Annotated in this window: 18 protein-coding genes; 10 read left to right on the top strand and 8 right to left on the bottom strand. The window is 61.5% G+C overall.

Features of this window, described 5'->3' with window-relative positions:
• Nucleotides 1–85: 85 nt before the first annotated feature.
• The 4 genes from AC0IW7_RS05105 to aroC are packed head-to-tail and all read right to left on the bottom strand — an operon-like array spanning nt 86 to nt 3,606.
• The gene (locus tag AC0IW7_RS05105) at nt 86–631 is read right to left on the bottom strand and encodes a 1,2-dihydroxy-3-keto-5-methylthiopentene dioxygenase (protein ID WP_471816204.1); all 546 of its coding nucleotides are present in this window, start codon (nt 629–631) and stop codon (nt 86–88) included.
• On the bottom strand, nt 628–1,263 hold the full coding sequence (locus AC0IW7_RS05100; RefSeq protein WP_471816202.1) for a methylthioribulose 1-phosphate dehydratase: 636 nt from the start codon (nt 1,261–1,263) through the stop codon (nt 628–630). The genes AC0IW7_RS05105 and AC0IW7_RS05100 overlap by 4 nt, the downstream gene beginning before the upstream one ends.
• Nucleotides 1,260–2,456, bottom strand: a complete 1,197-nt coding sequence (locus tag AC0IW7_RS05095) for an MFS transporter (RefSeq protein ID WP_471816200.1) — start codon at nt 2,454–2,456, stop codon at nt 1,260–1,262. The genes AC0IW7_RS05100 and AC0IW7_RS05095 overlap by 4 nt, the downstream gene beginning before the upstream one ends.
• Before the next feature lie 58 nt (nt 2,457–2,514).
• Nucleotides 2,515–3,606: a chorismate synthase gene (aroC, locus tag AC0IW7_RS05090; protein WP_471816199.1), complete on the bottom strand. Its 1,092-nt coding sequence runs from the start codon at nt 3,604–3,606 to the stop codon at nt 2,515–2,517.
• A gap of 130 nt (nt 3,607–3,736) precedes the next feature.
• Between aroC and AC0IW7_RS05085 the strand changes: the two genes are divergently transcribed.
• Together AC0IW7_RS05085 and AC0IW7_RS05080 are read left to right on the top strand one after the other, a co-directional pair.
• Nucleotides 3,737–4,693, top strand: a complete 957-nt coding sequence (locus AC0IW7_RS05085) for an alpha/beta hydrolase (protein WP_471816197.1) — start codon at nt 3,737–3,739, stop codon at nt 4,691–4,693.
• Nucleotides 4,694–4,790: 97 nt separating this feature from the next.
• Nucleotides 4,791–5,609, top strand: coding sequence for a hypothetical protein (locus AC0IW7_RS05080; RefSeq protein ID WP_471816195.1), 819 nt, complete (start codon nt 4,791–4,793; stop codon nt 5,607–5,609).
• Between the two features lie 170 nt (nt 5,610–5,779).
• Here AC0IW7_RS05080 and prmB read toward each other — a convergent pair whose 3' ends face one another.
• Nucleotides 5,780–6,694, bottom strand: a complete 915-nt coding sequence (prmB, locus tag AC0IW7_RS05075) for a 50S ribosomal protein L3 N(5)-glutamine methyltransferase (protein WP_471816193.1) — start codon at nt 6,692–6,694, stop codon at nt 5,780–5,782.
• A gap of 182 nt (nt 6,695–6,876) precedes the next feature.
• Between prmB and AC0IW7_RS05070 the strand changes: the two genes are divergently transcribed.
• The 6 genes from AC0IW7_RS05070 (at nt 6,877) to AC0IW7_RS05045 (ending at nt 10,313) form a co-directional block, all read left to right on the top strand.
• Nucleotides 6,877–7,470: a cysteine hydrolase family protein gene (locus AC0IW7_RS05070; RefSeq protein WP_471816191.1), complete on the top strand. Its 594-nt coding sequence runs from the start codon at nt 6,877–6,879 to the stop codon at nt 7,468–7,470.
• A gap of 108 nt (nt 7,471–7,578) precedes the next feature.
• On the top strand, nt 7,579–7,899 hold the full coding sequence (locus AC0IW7_RS05065) for a hypothetical protein (RefSeq protein WP_471816189.1): 321 nt from the start codon (nt 7,579–7,581) through the stop codon (nt 7,897–7,899).
• Nucleotides 7,900–7,969: 70 nt separating this feature from the next.
• On the top strand, nt 7,970–8,527 hold the full coding sequence (locus tag AC0IW7_RS05060) for a Smr/MutS family protein (protein WP_463541592.1): 558 nt from the start codon (nt 7,970–7,972) through the stop codon (nt 8,525–8,527).
• Between the two features lie 88 nt (nt 8,528–8,615).
• Complete coding sequence (gene folE / locus AC0IW7_RS05055; protein WP_122451324.1) at nt 8,616–9,161, top strand: GTP cyclohydrolase I FolE; 546 nt, start codon at nt 8,616–8,618, stop codon at nt 9,159–9,161.
• Between the two features lie 209 nt (nt 9,162–9,370).
• Complete coding sequence (locus AC0IW7_RS05050) at nt 9,371–9,847, top strand: bacteriohemerythrin (protein WP_471816187.1); 477 nt, start codon at nt 9,371–9,373, stop codon at nt 9,845–9,847.
• 94 nt (nt 9,848–9,941) lie between these two features.
• Nucleotides 9,942–10,313, top strand: coding sequence for a glutathione S-transferase N-terminal domain-containing protein (locus tag AC0IW7_RS05045; protein WP_122496713.1), 372 nt, complete (start codon nt 9,942–9,944; stop codon nt 10,311–10,313).
• 9 nt (nt 10,314–10,322) lie between these two features.
• Here the strand turns inward: AC0IW7_RS05045 and AC0IW7_RS05040 are convergent, their stop codons facing one another.
• The 3 genes from AC0IW7_RS05040 to AC0IW7_RS05030 are packed head-to-tail and all read right to left on the bottom strand — an operon-like array spanning nt 10,323 to nt 12,282.
• A complete protein-coding gene (locus AC0IW7_RS05040) occupies nt 10,323–10,556 on the bottom strand; it encodes an anti-sigma factor family protein (RefSeq protein ID WP_471816185.1) in 234 nt (77 codons plus the stop codon).
• Entirely contained in the window at nt 10,550–11,161 is a 612-nt protein-coding gene (locus tag AC0IW7_RS05035; protein WP_463551788.1) for an RNA polymerase sigma factor, read from the bottom strand. The genes AC0IW7_RS05040 and AC0IW7_RS05035 overlap by 7 nt, the downstream gene beginning before the upstream one ends.
• Entirely contained in the window at nt 11,161–12,282 is a 1,122-nt protein-coding gene (locus AC0IW7_RS05030) for a beta-ketoacyl-ACP synthase III (RefSeq protein ID WP_122496704.1), read from the bottom strand. Before AC0IW7_RS05030 ends, AC0IW7_RS05035 begins: the two co-directional genes overlap by 1 nt.
• A gap of 236 nt (nt 12,283–12,518) precedes the next feature.
• On the opposite strand from AC0IW7_RS05030, the gene AC0IW7_RS05025 reads away from it, so the two are divergent.
• Both AC0IW7_RS05025 and AC0IW7_RS05020 read left to right on the top strand, forming a co-directional pair.
• Nucleotides 12,519–13,775, top strand: coding sequence for a serine hydrolase (locus AC0IW7_RS05025; RefSeq protein WP_471816183.1), 1,257 nt, complete (start codon nt 12,519–12,521; stop codon nt 13,773–13,775).
• A gap of 284 nt (nt 13,776–14,059) precedes the next feature.
• The gene (locus AC0IW7_RS05020; protein WP_471816181.1) at nt 14,060–14,806 is read left to right on the top strand and encodes a gluconate 2-dehydrogenase subunit 3 family protein; all 747 of its coding nucleotides are present in this window, start codon (nt 14,060–14,062) and stop codon (nt 14,804–14,806) included.
• The last annotated feature ends 1 nt before the right edge of the window (nt 14,807 follow it).

Raw genomic sequence — 14,807 nt, 5'->3', positions numbered from 1 at the left:
AATCAAACATCTACAACAAAACATCCGTCATCCTCGCGCACGCGGGGATGACGGTGGAAGGGGTTTGGGATCAGGTGAATGACAGTCAGTCTTCCAACCGCGGAAACCGGCTGGCGATATCTTCGCCGGTGAAATTCGCCACCCACCCCTCAGGGTTGTTGAACAAGCGAATGGCGATGAAATGCGGGTGCTCGCCCATGTCGAACCAGTGCCGCGTGCCGGCTGGCACGGAGATGAGGTCGTTCTTTTCGCAAAGCACGGCGTACACGTAGTCATCGATGTGCAGGGTGAACAAACCGCGCCCGGCAACGAAAAAGCGCACTTCATCTTCAGCGTGCTGGTGTTCGTCGAGGAACTTGGCGCGCAGCTCGGCTTTTTGCGGGTGGTCGGCGTTGAGGCTGATGACGTCAACGGTGACGTAGCCGCGCTCGTTCATCAGCGCGTCGATTTGCGGCTTATAGGCGGCGATCACGTCGTCCTGGCTGGCGCCCGGCTTGATCGGCGCCACGGCTTGCCAGCGCTCGAAACGCACACCGACCGCCGCCAGGGTGCTGGCGATGTCTTCGAGGTGGTTGAGCACTTTATTGGGGATGTCCGGCGTGGCGACGGAAAACACACTGAGGCTGCTCATGGCGCGGTTCTCTCTGTAGACGTGAGGCCGAGCGCGCGCATTTTCAGCTCGCACTCGAACAGGAACTCGAAGGCTTCGATCTGGCGCAGGGCATCGCTCATGCGCGCGCCCCAGGTGTACAGGCCGTGGCCGCGAATCAGGTAGCCGACACAGTCGGGGTGCTGTTCGAGCCAGGGCTGAACCTTGGCGGCCAGGCGGGCGATGTCTTGGTCGTTGTCGAAAATCGGCACGCGCACGCACGATTCATGGGTGGTGATGCCACTGAAGGCTTTTTGCAGCTCGTAATCTTCGAACACCAGCTCGCTGGCGCGCGTGGCGCGCGATAGCACCGTGGCGTTGACCGAATGGGTGTGCAGCACCGCGCCAATATCGGCGCGCCATTGGTACAGCTGGGTGTGCAACAAGGTTTCGGCGGAGGGCTTTTTGCCGGGTTCCAGCGAGTTACCGTGCAGATCGGTGGCCAGCACATCGTCTGGGCCTAGCTGGCCTTTGTGCTTGCCCGAAACCGTGAGCAGCGCTTCGGTGGCCGAGAGCCGCGCCGAGTAGTTGCTGCTGGTGGCCGGCGACCAACCGCGACCATATAAAAAACGTCCTGCCGCGATAATCTCGTCGGCCAATTGTTGCCGGCTCATGCCCGCTCCTCTTCCAATGCGGTGTGTGGCTGTGCGCCGTCGCGGGCGTTGTCGCTTGGCAGACGCAGCGCAATGATAACGGCGGCCGCCGTGGCCGCAACACTGGCGAGGGCAAACGTCCACGCCGGGCCCAGGCTGTTCCAGCTATAGCCCGAATACAGCGCCCCGCACGCGCCGCCGATTCCCGCCAGCGCGGCATAGAGCGCCTGGCCCTGGCCTTGTTGATTGGCGTCAAAGCTGCGCTGCACGAAATGAATGGCCGCCGCGTGAAAGCTGCCAAACGTGGCGGCGTGCAGCACCTGAGCCAGCACCAGCACAGGCAAGTGCTCAGCAAAATTGCCCAACAGCAGCCAGCGCAAGGCGGCCAACAGGAAGCTGGCCGTTAGTACCTGGCGCAAGCTGAAGCGCTGAAGAATGCGCACCATCACCAGAAACATCAGCACCTCGGCGACCACGCCCAAGGCCCAGAGCTGGCCGATAAACCCACGGGCATACCCCAACGCTTCGAGGTGCAAGGTGAGAAAGGTGTAATACGGGCCATGGCTGAGTTGCATCAGGCCGATGCACAGGTAAAACGCCAACACGCCCGGCTGGCGCAGTTGGGCGAGAAAACCGCCGACATTGAGCTGATTGTCGCGCGCGTAGGGTTGCGCGTTCGGCACCCAGTAACTGCTGACGACGATCCCCGCCATGATGGCCACCAGCGCCCACGGATAAATATCCAGGCTCAGCCATTCGAACAGCTTGCCCAGCGCCGCCACACACACAATAAAACCGATGCTGCCCCACAGCCGAACCTGGCTATAGCGCGCCGCTTGCTCACGCAAATGCGCCAGGGTGATGACTTCGAATTGCGGCAGCACGGCGTGCCAGAAGAAGGCGTGCAGCGCCATGATCAGCGCCAGCCAGGCGTAGCTTTTGCTGATGAAGATCAGGCTGAAACACAGCAAGGTCGCGGCGGCGCCGAAGCGCACGATGGCCAGACGCTTACCGGTACGGTCACCAATCCAGCCCCATAAATTTGGCGCCACACAGCGCATCAGCATGGGAATGGCCACCAGCTCGCCGATGCGCGCCGCAGAGAAGCCCAAGTGATGAAAGTACAGCGCTAGAAACGGCGCGGTGGCCCCAAGCAGGGCGAAGTAGCAGAAGTAGAAACTGGATAACCGCCAGTACGGCAGTGGGCTGGCCATCACGCCTAGCCCGCCACGCCCAGTGCGCCCAGACCGGGCGCCAAGGCAACAGGCGAAATCACAGCTGGCCCAGCACCGGGGTGCTGACGTGTACGTCGGCGTTCTGACCGCGGTTACGCAGCAGGTGGTCGAGCAACACGATGGCCACCATCGCTTCAGCAATCGGCGTGGCACGAATGCCCACGCATGGGTCGTGACGGCCCTTGGTGATGACGTCTTGCGGCTGGCCGGCGACGTCCACCGAGCGGCCCGGCGTGGTGATGCTGGAGGTGGGTTTGAGCGCCAGGTGCGCGACGATTGGCTGGCCCGAAGAAATGCCACCGAGAATGCCGCCGGCGTTATTGCTGAGGAAACCTTCCGGCGTCAGCTCGTCGCGGTGCTCGGTGCCGCGCTGGGCGACACAGGCGAAACCGGCGCCGATTTCCACGCCTTTCACCGCATTGATGCTCATCAGCGCGTGGGCCAGGTCAGCATCCAGGCGGTCGAAAATCGGCTCGCCCAGGCCAGGCATCACGCCATCGGCAACCACGGTGATTTTCGCGCCGACCGAATCCTGATCACGGCGCAGCTGGTCCATATAGGCTTCCAGCTCCGGCACTTTGCTGGGGTTGGGGCAGAAGAAGGCGTTGTCTTCGACGCTGTCCCAGGTTTGAAACGGAATCTCGATGGGGCCGAGTTGGCTCATGTAACCGCGCACCTGAATGCCAAAACCGGCCAGCACTTTCTTGGCAATGGCGCCGGCTGCTACGCGCATGGCGGTTTCGCGCGCCGAGCTGCGGCCGCCGCCACGGTAGTCGCGTACGCCGTATTTGTGGTGGTAGGTGTAATCGGCGTGAGCCGGGCGGAACAGGTCTTTGATCGCCGAGTAGTCTTTGGACTTCTGGTCGGTGTTGCGGATCAACAGGCCAATCGGCGTGCCGGTGGTTTTGCCCTCGAAGACGCCGGAGACGATTTCAACTTCGTCGGCTTCCTGGCGCTGCGTGGTGTGGCGGCTGGTGCCGGGCTTGCGGCGGTCGAGGTCGATTTGCAGGTCTGCTTCGCTAAGCGCCAGGCCGGGCGGGCAGCCGTCAACGATGGCAACCAGGGCCGGGCCATGGCTTTCGCCAGCGGTGGTGACAGTGAACAGCTTGCCGTAGGTGTTGCCGGACATGCAGGGGCGCTCCGCGAAATCAGCCAAAATAAGCGCCGAGGAGTATACCCGCGCCACGGGACCAGTTCATCCTCGAACCTTATTCCATCTGCTGCGTCCAAACGCCTACCTCCCGCTATGTAGCCCTCCTATGCCGCGCGCGCTTGCCCTGCTGCTGTTCCTGCTGATGCCTGCCGTGAGCCAGGCGCAATCGTTCACCGTATTGCAACGGCCGCTGACGCTGGACACCGCCGAAGGCCAACTGCACGGCACCTTGCTGCTGCCCAAAACCGACGTGCCGGTGCCCGTTGTGCTGCTGATTGCCGGCTCCGGACCCACCGACCGTAACGGCAATAACCCCGAAGGCGGCAATAACGACAGCCTAAAACTGCTGGCGCAGAACCTGGCGCAGAACGGCATCGCCAGCCTGCGCTACGACAAACGCGGCATCGCCGCCAGCCGCCCCGCTACGCCGGATGAGCGCGACCTAAGTGTCGACAAATATGTGCAAGACGCGGTGGGCTGGAGCAGCAAGCTTCGCCAAGACCCACGCTTTTCCACCCTGACGCTGATCGGCCATAGCGAAGGTGCGCTGATTGCCACCCTTGCCGCGCCTAAGGCCGGCGCTGATGCGCTGGTGTCGATTGCCGGCACCGGGCGGCCCATCGATCAGGTGATCAAAGAGCAACTGCGCGAACGCCAGCCCGCCGCCTTGCTGCCGCAAAGCCTGTGGACCATCGACCAACTCAAAGCCGGCGAACGGGTGCCCCACGTGCCCGACGCGCTGCAGGTGCTGTTTCGCCCCAGCGTGCAGCCGTACCTGATTTCACTGTTCCAGCAAGACCCGGCCGGCGCCTTCGCGCGGCTGACCATGCCGGCGCTGATCGTGCAGGGCAGCCATGACATGCAGGTTGAAGTGAAAGATGCCGACGCCCTGAAGGCGGCCAAGCCGGACGCGCAGTTGGTGGTGATCGCGGGCATGAACCATGTGCTGCGCATCGTCGCCAACGAGCCGAAGGCGCAATTGGCGTCCTACAACAACCCAAAGCTGCCGCTGGCCCGCGAGCTGACCAGCCGCTTGGTCGACTTCGTGCTCGCCGTTCACTAGTAGCACTGCGCCAGCCTCAAGCGGCGCACGCCATAGCCGATAGAAACCCAGACGAGTACGCTTCTGCGTACCGCAACCACGGCTTTGGACCACGCGCATGGCAGACACCGACATCGAACAACCCGCGCCGCTTTCCGAGGAAACGTCCTCCGAAGAAACCGCCGTCAGCGAAGTCAATGAGGCACTTCCGCACCCGTGGAATGCCCTGCCCGACGACCAGTTGCGCCTGCTGCGCTTGGCGCCCCTGCCCGCCGACCGCTACACCGGCAGCCGCCCGTTGCGCTTTGTGCAACTGGGGCGGCTGGCCCGCCATAGCGCCGACCTGAGTTTCCTGCGCCTGACCATCAACCTGCCCGGCATCATGACCCGCAAGGGCGACAACGTGCTGGAGGTGTGGATTGACCACCGGCGTAAAGAAGTGCGCTTCGGCCCGGACAAAGGCATGCGCCTGGAACCGATCAACCGAGGCCTTGGCCGGTTCCTGCTGGCCCAAGGCATCGCCTGGGCTCAACAGCGTTGCGCGCACTACACCGTGGAAGGCGGCGCGCTGGGGATAAAAGACGTGCTTAGCGAAGATGCCCGCTTGCGTCGCGACCACTTTCTCAAGGCCCAAGGCTTCGACATTGACTACGCCGACGCCCAGCAAGCCAAAGCCACCTACTCCGCGTCGCGCGTGAGCTCCCTGCGCGGCGATTGGAACAAGGAAAAAGTGCAAAGCATCGAGCTGATGGACGCGGCGGCCATGCTCGAACACGCCGACCACAGCCTGCGCGAGCAGGACGTCAAATTGCTCAAACAACAACAGCGCATCGACAGCCTGCGCCGCGAAGAAGGCACCCAGCGGTTCACCATCGCGTGTTTAGTGGCGTTTTGTGTGTTTCAGGCGGGGTTGTTTATTTGGATGGCGTCGAGGTAACAAACTCAACGGTTTTGCACCCCTCGCCCGCTTGCGGGAGAGGGGCTGGGGGTGAGGGCAGCGGCGGACTCGGTCTCAGCTAAAAGCCCCTCTCCCGCCCTTCGGGCACCCTCTCCCGCAAGCGGGCGAGGGGAAAAGTCCGAAACCGCGCAAGGCGTAAGAGGCGGACTTCAAACCCGCTCGGCAAACAATCCCTGATGCCGCCGGCACTGCTCCGCCGTCAGCAAAAACACGCCATGCCCACCGTTGGTGAACTCGGCCCAGGTGAAGTCCACTTCCGGGTACAGCGCTTCCACATGCACCTGGCTGTTGCCCACTTCCACCACCAGTAAACCCTGCTCGGTCAAATGGTCAGCCGCTTCGGCGAGCATGCGGCGCACCAAGTCCAGGCCGTCGTCGCCGCAGGCCAGGCCCAGTTCAGGCTCGTGCTGGTATTCGGCGGGCATATCGGCGAAATCTTCGGCGTCGACATAAGGCGGGTTGGAAACGATCAGGTCAAAACGCTGCCCCGGCAAACCGGCAAAACCGTCGCCTTGCACGGTGAACACCCGCTCATCGAGGCCATGGCGTTCGATGTTCTGGTTCGCCACTTCCAGCGCCTCGAACGACAGATCCGCCAACACCACTTCAGCACCAGCAAACTCATAGGCGCAGGCAATGCCGATGCAGCCCGAGCCGGTGCACAGGTCGAGAATGCGTGCCGGCGTGGCGGCCAGCCAGGGGTTGAAGCGCTGTTGAATCAGCTCGGCAATCGGCGAGCGCGGAATCAGCACGCGTTCATCCACTACAAATGGCAGGCCACAGAACCAGGCTTCGCCCAGCAGATACGCAGTGGGAACGCGCTCTTCGATGCGTTGTTTGAGCAGGGAGTGGAGGTAGTCGCGCTCGTCGTCTTCGAGGCGGCAGTCGAGGTAGGCGTCGGCCACTTCCCACGGCAGGTGCACGGCGCCGAGCACCAGCTGCCGCGCGTCGTCCCAGGCGTTGTCGGTGCCATGGCCGAAGAACAGTTCTTCGGCATGAAAGCGGCTGACAGCCCAGCGAATGTGGTCACGCAGGGTACGCAAACGGGAGGTCGAAACGGTCACAGCGGCATCTCCAAAGTCGAGGCCGGCAGTTTAGCCGAAGGCGCTGGCGGCTCGGTCGCTTTCTTGCCATCGGCGCACGCGGCGCAAAATCGGCCCATAGCACAGACGTACAAGTAAATGGTTCACACGCACCGCCTGTGGGGTGACAATGACGCCCATTCGCGTCTGTCAGGAGCCACGACATGTCCCAACCGCAAACCTTACTCCAGCTCACCGGCCGCAGTTATCCGCCGGCCAGTTTGAGTAATGCCTGCCTGCTGATTATCGATGCGCAAGAGGAATACCGCAGCGGCGCCATGCCCCTGCCCGGCCTGGACGCCGCCATTGCGGAGATCGCCAGCCTGCTTGAAACCGCCCGCGCCAATGGCACGCCAATCGTTCATGTAAAGCACCTGGGGGTTCCCGGCGGCTTTCTCGATCCGCAAGGCCCACGCGGAAGATTCATGCCCGAATTGGCGCCGCTTCCGAATGAAACCGTGGTGGAAAAACGCCTGCCAAATGCCTTTTCCGGCACCGACCTGCACGGCCGCCTGGAAGTCATCGGCCGCCTGGATCTGATCATTTGCGGCTTCATGACCCACTCCAGCATCAGCACCACTGTGCGCGCCTGCAAAGACTATGGTTACCGCTGCACCTTGGTCGACAGCGCCTGCGCCACGCGCGACCTGCCGTACGGCGAAGGCGTGATCAGTGCCGCCGAGGTGCACCGCACTGAAATGGCCATTCTGGCGGACAACTTCGCCGCGCTGGTCAGCCACGCCAAGGCGTTAATCTAAGCCTGTTTCCCACGCCAAACCGGGCGCCCGCCGACTTACGACGGCCCGGTGAGTGAACCTCGACCCCGTGCACCGGTCATACCGCCGACACCCTGAAAGGAAAGCGGAATGAAATTGTCTGATGGTTTCGATGCCCGACGCCTTCGCCCACGCGGCCCCGGAAGCTGGCGCTGGCGCTTCGCGGCCGCCCTTTCGGCGCTGTTCGCCGTACTCGGAATTTTGCTGGCCATGGCCGGCGCCGCCACGCTGCTGGGTCGTCCACCGGCCCTTGGCGGTTTGAGCGACACGCCCGGCAGCGCCACCGTCATCCTGGTCTTTGGCCTGGTGTTGCTCTGGCTCGGAATTGCCGCGTGGCGCCGCTGCCGCCGCCGTCTTCGTCGCCCAAGCGACCTGGCATTGGCTCCGCACCTGATGAAAAAACACGACTGATTCGTTGGGGGGTTGTTCGCCCCAAGTGGCGAACGGATGGGTAAACTAGGCCCATTCGCGGAGACCTCCCATGCAAGACGACGACTTTTCCCTCTTCAAAAACGAAACTCGCGGCATCAAACCTCTCCAGCACGACCGTGCCGAAACCGGTAAACCCAAAGCGGACCGCGCCCGTGTGCAGGCCCTGCGCCAGGCCGCGACCATTTCCGAAGGCGTTACTCGTGTTGATGGTTTGTCTGACCAGTTCGTTATCGACGTCGGCGCCGAAGACCCGCTGTACTGGGCGCGCGACGGCGTGCAAGACGGCCAGATGCGCAAACTCAAGCTGGGCCAGATCAGCTTCGAAGGCAGTCTCGACCTGCACGGCATGAACGTCGAAAAGGCCCGCGACACGCTGTGGGAATTCCTTGCCGAAGCCAACAAGCTGGAAATCCGCTGCGTACGGGTCACCCACGGCAAGGCGGTGCGCATGGATGGCAAGCGGCCGATGATCAAAAGCCACGTCAACACCTGGCTGCGTCAGCACCAAGGCGTGCTCGGTTTTGCCTCGTGCCTGGCGAAACACGGCGGCACAGGCGCTATTTACGTGCTGCTCAAACGCACCATGATGGATGGCCGCGACGAGTAGGACGCTTCTCATGGAGTGCTTGCAAGCGGCGGTGCCGCGCCCTACCCTGCGTCTTCTGCTTACTGCCCCCATGCCTTACAGGTAGATCATGTCTCTGGAACAGAATTACACCGCGATCCTCAGCCAACTGGGTGAGGACGTTTCCCGCGAAGGCCTGCTCGACACGCCCAAGCGTGCCGCCAAAGCCATGCAGTATCTTTGCCGCGGTTATGAACAGACCTTGGAAGAAGTCACCAACGGTGCCCTGTTCAGCTCCGACAACAGCGAAATGGTGTTGGTGAAGAACATCGAGCTGTACTCGCTGTGCGAACACCACCTGCTGCCGTTCATTGGCAAAGCCCACGTCGCCTACATTCCTAGCGGCAAAGTGTTGGGCTTGTCGAAAGTGGCGCGCATCGTCGACATGTACGCCCGCCGCCTGCAAATTCAGGAAAACCTTAGCCGCCAGATTGCTGAAGCGGTGCAGACCGTCACCGGCGCCTTGGGCGTGGCCGTGGTGATCGAAGCGCAGCACATGTGCATGATGATGCGCGGTGTCGAGAAGCAGAATTCGTCGATGGTGACGTCGGTAATGCTCGGCGAATTCCGCCAGAACGCCGCCACCCGGAGCGAGTTCATGGGCTTGATTCGCTAAGCCACGCCATACGAAAAAAACCGGCCACTGTGCCGGTTTTTTTGTGCCTCGAATTCACAGCGCGGCCATGTGGTACTTCGCAAATCTCTAGGAAAATTCCTACAAACGTAATCGGCTTTGATGTAAGTCAGGCCCGTTCCTAAAGCCCCTCACTAGCCTTGGCGCATCCGCTCGCACGCCGTCGAGCAGCACGCTAAGGACGCAATCGCATGGCTTATTTAGTCTGGCAGGAAGACCTCAACACCGGCATTCAGATCATCGACGATCAGCACAAACGCATCGTCGCCATGATCAACCAGCTGATTCACGCCGACGAAAACAATCACAGCCGCGAAGAAGTCGGCGAGGTGCTCAGCGAGTTGGTCGACTACACGCTCTCGCACTTCGCCTTCGAGGAAGCGTTGCTGGAAGAAGCCGGCTATGCCTTTACCCGCCCGCACAAGCGCGTGCATGAAATTTTTACCGACCGGGTCAGCGAGTTCAATTTGCGTTTTCGCGCAGGCGAAGACGTGACGCAGGAGCTGATCAACCTGTTGTCACGCTGGTTGTTCAACCACATCCGCAACGACGACAAGGCCTACGCCCAGACGGTGAAGAACAATATCAACGCCCTGGTGGACAACAAACACAGCGGCGGCTGGCTGTCGCGCTCGTTCAAACGCTTTTTCGGCGAAGCCCACGCCTGATCGGCGGCGCGGCTAAATGCGCTCGGGCTAAGGCCAGGGCGCACGCATTCAGGTAAGCTCCGCCCTCGAATTTTCAGCCGTTGAGGGTGTTCTGGTGCTTATCAAAGCGTTACGGGTTGGCTTGGGCCAGCTCATCGTGTTCATCGACTTCATAACCCGCCCGCGCAAACAAAAGCGCACGCCCGAGGCGCAAGCCCAAGTCGCCCAGGCCACCTCAGGCATGGCGCTGTATCAGTTCCAGGCGTGCCCGTTTTGCGTACGCACCCGCCGCACCATGCACCGCCTGAATCTGCCGGTTGAGCTGCGCGACGCTAAGAACAATGAGCAACACCGCCAAGCGCTATTGGCCGGTGGCGGCGCGATCAAAGTGCCGTGCTTGCGTATCGAAGAAAACGGCGGCACCACGTGGATGTATGAATCCAAGGCGATCATGCAGTACCTGGAAGATCGCTTCGCCACCGTATAAATAGAAGGCTTACTCGCCCTTTTGTTGCAGCTCGGCCAAGCGTTGCGCCAGGCTGTCGAGGTCAGGAATCGGCGCCTCTGGCAGGTCGCGCATTACCGCTCGGGTAAGGCGCATCTGCCGAATAAACCGGCGGCAGTTGGTGCAACTGGCCAGGTGCAGCCGCACGGCAATGCGTGAGCGCAGACGCAATTGCCCGTCGAGAAAATCACTCGAATGGGCCACCAGTTCTTTACACGTCAGCAATGCCCCGTCTCCTCGAAATGCTCCAGGGTGGCAAACACCTTGAGCCGTGCGCGATGCAACAGCACCCGTGCATTGGAGAGCGAGATGTCGAGAAGATTACAGATCTCCTCCAACTCCAGGCCCTGCCGTTCGCGCAGGTTCAGCACGCTGCCTTGCAAATCCGACAGACTCGCCAAGGTTTTCTCCAGGCATTCGCGCAGCTCGTCTTCGGTGAGCAACGCTTCCGGCGAATCCTGATGCCAGTTGTGCGGCGCCAGCAGCCAGTGGCCGTCTTCGGCGAAACGGCTGTCGTCGATGCTGCCGTGGGGCGATGGAATATCGTCCAGCAGTACTTCGCGGCGGTTGTGTTTAAGGCGGGTTTTGGCGGTGTTGGCGGTGATGGTCAGCAGCCAGGTTTTCAGACTCGAACGGCCCTGAAAACCAGCCAGGTTGCGCACCACCGCCAGCCAGGCGTCTTGCACCACTTCATCGGCATTGCGGCTGCCGACAATGGCATAGGCCACCGCGCGCATCGCGCTCTGATAACTGGCGACCAACTCGCGAAAGGCCAGTTGGTCGCCGGCCAGCAGGCGTGGCAGTAGCTGCGCGTCGGGCGGCGCGCTCATCAATGCTTACGCAGAATCACGCTGCCAATGGAGTAACCGGCGCCGAACGAGCTGAGCACGCCCAGGGTGCCGCTTGGCAAGTCGTCCTGATTTTTGTGAAAGGCGATAACCGAGCCAGCCGAGCTGGTGTTGGCATAGGTATCGAGAATCACCGGTGCTTCGTCCGGCAAAGCGTCGCGGCCCAGCAGCTTTTTGGTGATCAGCAGGTTCATGCTCAGGTTGGCCTGGTGCAGCCAGAAGCGTTTAACGTCAGACACCTGAATGTCGTTGGCGGCCAGGTGCTCGCCCACCAGCTCGGCCACCATCGGGCACACGTCACGGAATACCTTGCGGCCTTCCTGCACGAAGAGTTTGTCGCGCTGGCCGATGCCCTCTTCCGCAGCGCGGTTGAGGAAGCCGAAGTTGTTGCGGATGTTGTTGGAGAACTGAGTCAGCAGCTTGGTGCTGACGACGTCGAACTGGTAGGCCGAAGTAGCCAGATCGGCACGTTCCACCAGCACGGCGGTGGCGGCATCGCCAAAGATGAAGTGGCTGTCGCGGTCGCGGAAATTCAAATGGCCGGTGCAGATTTCCGGGCTCACCACGAGGATGGCGCGAGCCTGGCCCAGCTGGATGTTCTGGGTCGCGGCCTGAATGCCGAAGGTGGCAGACGAACACGCCACGTTCATGTCATAGGCGAAGCCGGTGATGCCCAGCGCGGCTTGCACTTCAATGGCCACGGCCGGGTAGGCGCGTTCCAGGTTCGAGCAGGCAACGATCACACCGTCGACATCCGCCGCGGTTTTGCCGGCGCGTTGCAAGGCTTGTTCAGCCGCCGCCACACCCATCTGGCAGAGAATGCCCCACTCTTCATTAGAGCGTTCCGGCAGGCGCGGGGTCATGCGTTGCGGGTCGAGAATGCCCTCTTTGTTCATTACAAAGCGGCTTTTGATGCCGGAGGCTTTTTCGATGAAAGCGCTGCTGGACTCGCTCAGCGCCTCGACTTCACCGCGTTCAATGGCGGCAGCGTTGTCGGCGTTGAATTGCCGCACGTAAGTATTAAAGGACTCCACCAGCTCATCGTTCGAAATGCTGTTTTCCGGGGTAAATAGGCCGGTACCGCTGATGACGACGTTATACACGGTCGATCCTCTTGCAACGTTATTGATCGGAATGGCGGCTATTGTGCCCGAAAAGGACTACAAATCCCCAGCGATACCGGCAGACGTTCGTCACCGCCGAGAAGGCACACAACCGCGTCCGATACAGCAAGGGCAGTCTTCGGAAAAGGCACCAGGAACGGCCGGATGCGTCAGCTTAAATAGCGCTCGGCCCCTATGGTTGACTGGCTTCCCACTGCCGACGGAGCGCCTCGCCCATGACTGCCAACGCCGATTACCCCGCTAGCTGGCGGGAAAAAATTCAAAATGAGCTGCGCTTTTCCGTCGCCAACGGTTTACCCGGCGCGGTGATCGCCGCCCACTGCAAGGGCCGACCGGTGCTGTTCGAGGCGCACGGTCAACAGCGGCGCTACAACGAAACGGCACTGATGCCGACACCCGAGCCCATGCGCGCCGATACCCTGTTCGACCTCGCCTCCCTGACCAAAATCTTTTCCACCACGCTGGCGCTGATGCACTTGGTGGACGTAGGCGCGGTGAGCATCGACGCCCCTGTCTCGCATTACCTGCCGACCTTCGCCGGCGGCAGCAAAGCAAAGGTTACGGTGCGGCATTTGCTGCAGCATCGATCGGGCCTGCCCTCGTCCTTTCATTTTTACGACCCCAAGCAAGTGCCCGCCGCGTTTTACTCTCAGAGCCGCACGCAAACATGCTGGCTGCTGCCCCTGGTGCCGCTACGGCATGAGCCCGATAGCGTGACGCTCTACAGCGACGTTGGCTTTGCGATGCTGGGTTTGATCATCGAAACCGTCACGGGCGTGACGCAAGACGCCTACGTTCACGAACACATCTATGCGCCGCTGGGCTTGCATGACACCGGCTACAAAATGCGCGAACGCGGCGTCGACCGAAACCGCTTCGAAGCCACGGAGCGCTGCGGTAATACCCGTGACGGACACGTCTGGTTTCCCAACATTCGCACCCACACGCTGCAAGGCGAGGTGCATGACGAAATGGCCTACTACGCCATGGGCCAGGTCTCAGGTCATGCTGGACTGTTTTCCACCGCAGCCGACCTCAGCGTATTGAGCCAACTGCTGCTCAACGGCGGCAGCCTGGGCGATTACCGCCTGTGCTCGGCGCAGACGGTGCAGCTGTTCACCCAAACGCTAAACGCCGACGCCACCTACGCCCTGGGTTTCCAGGTTCCAACAGCCAGCACGCAGTTGATTTACGGCGTGCTGCTGCCGGCCGCTGGCAACGCCGTGGCGCACACCGGGTGGACCGGAAAGTGCGTGGTGCTCGATTTCACCCACCAATCGACCTTTCTTCTATTAACCAACAAAAAACACAGTCCCGTGCTGGCCTTGCCCAACGGTGACTGCAATCACTTCGCCGGCGATCTGCTGCCCAGCGCTTTGTACGGCGGAACCGTGCAGCTGTTTTACGCCGGGCTGCTGGCCGCTCAAGCGGCTCGCCTTGAAGCTGCGGACACAATGTCGGAATGCGTCTAGCACGCGGATTGTTACCCCAGCCGCAACAGATATTTACGCGGATAAAACCTGCAACAATTTGTAATGAACCGTAGTCTAAAAATCCGCGCGGACAAGACGACCGCGGATAACGCCTTGCCGTTAATCCGCATCCGGGGCCACAACCAGCCACCTTTCGCACCCTCGCTTCGCTCGTCTGACCCTATGGCCAGGCTCGCAAAAAACCCGTGAACTGATAACGGCAGGCCCGCCTCTACCAAGCTGTAACCCAGCACCCGAGGCGCGCGCTGCGTCAGGAGCCCTGCATGACTGAGCAATCCAAAGGCTTCACCCGCCGGCAGTTGTTGAAAACTTCCGCCACCTCCCTGGCTATTGGCGCCGCCGCAACCGCCCAGGCGGCCACCGTGATCGGCACGCCCAAATGGCTGCCCTTCGACCACAACGGCCCGCTGCACTACGACAGTCCGGGTTGGCAATTTTTTACGCCAGAGGAAGTGGTTGAGCTTGAGGCCATCGTTGAGCAGCTGATTCCTGCTGACGAACTGAGCGTCAGCGGTAAAGAAGCCGGCTGTGTGGTGTTCATGGACCGCCAGATGATGAGCGACTACGGCGACTTCGGCCGCTTATATATGCAAGGCCCGTTTACCCCCGGCACGCCCGCACAGGCCGACCAGTCGCCCTTGGTGCCACGCGAGCGTTATCGCCTCGGCCTGGCCGGGCTGGACAAATATTGCCAGGCCACCTTTCAGAAAAAATTCAGCGAGCTGCCACCGGAGCAGCGCGACAAGGTGCTGGTCGACCTGGAAAAAGGCGCCATCACGCTCGAAGGCATCGAAGCCAAGGCGTTCTTCCAGCAAGTGCTGGACAACACCATGGAAGGCTTTTTTGCCGACCCTATCTACGGCGGCAACCGCGACATGGTGGCCTGGAAAATGATCGGCTTCCCCGGCGCGCGCTACGACTACCGCGACTACGTGGGGCTGCATAACCAGAAGCTGAATCTCACCCCGCTCTCGATCATCGGCAGCTCCGCCTGGAACAAAAAGGGTTAAC

The sequence above is a fragment of the Pseudomonas sp. AC229 genome (assembly GCF_979254655.1).
This window is presented reverse-complemented; position numbering and strand designations above follow the sequence as displayed.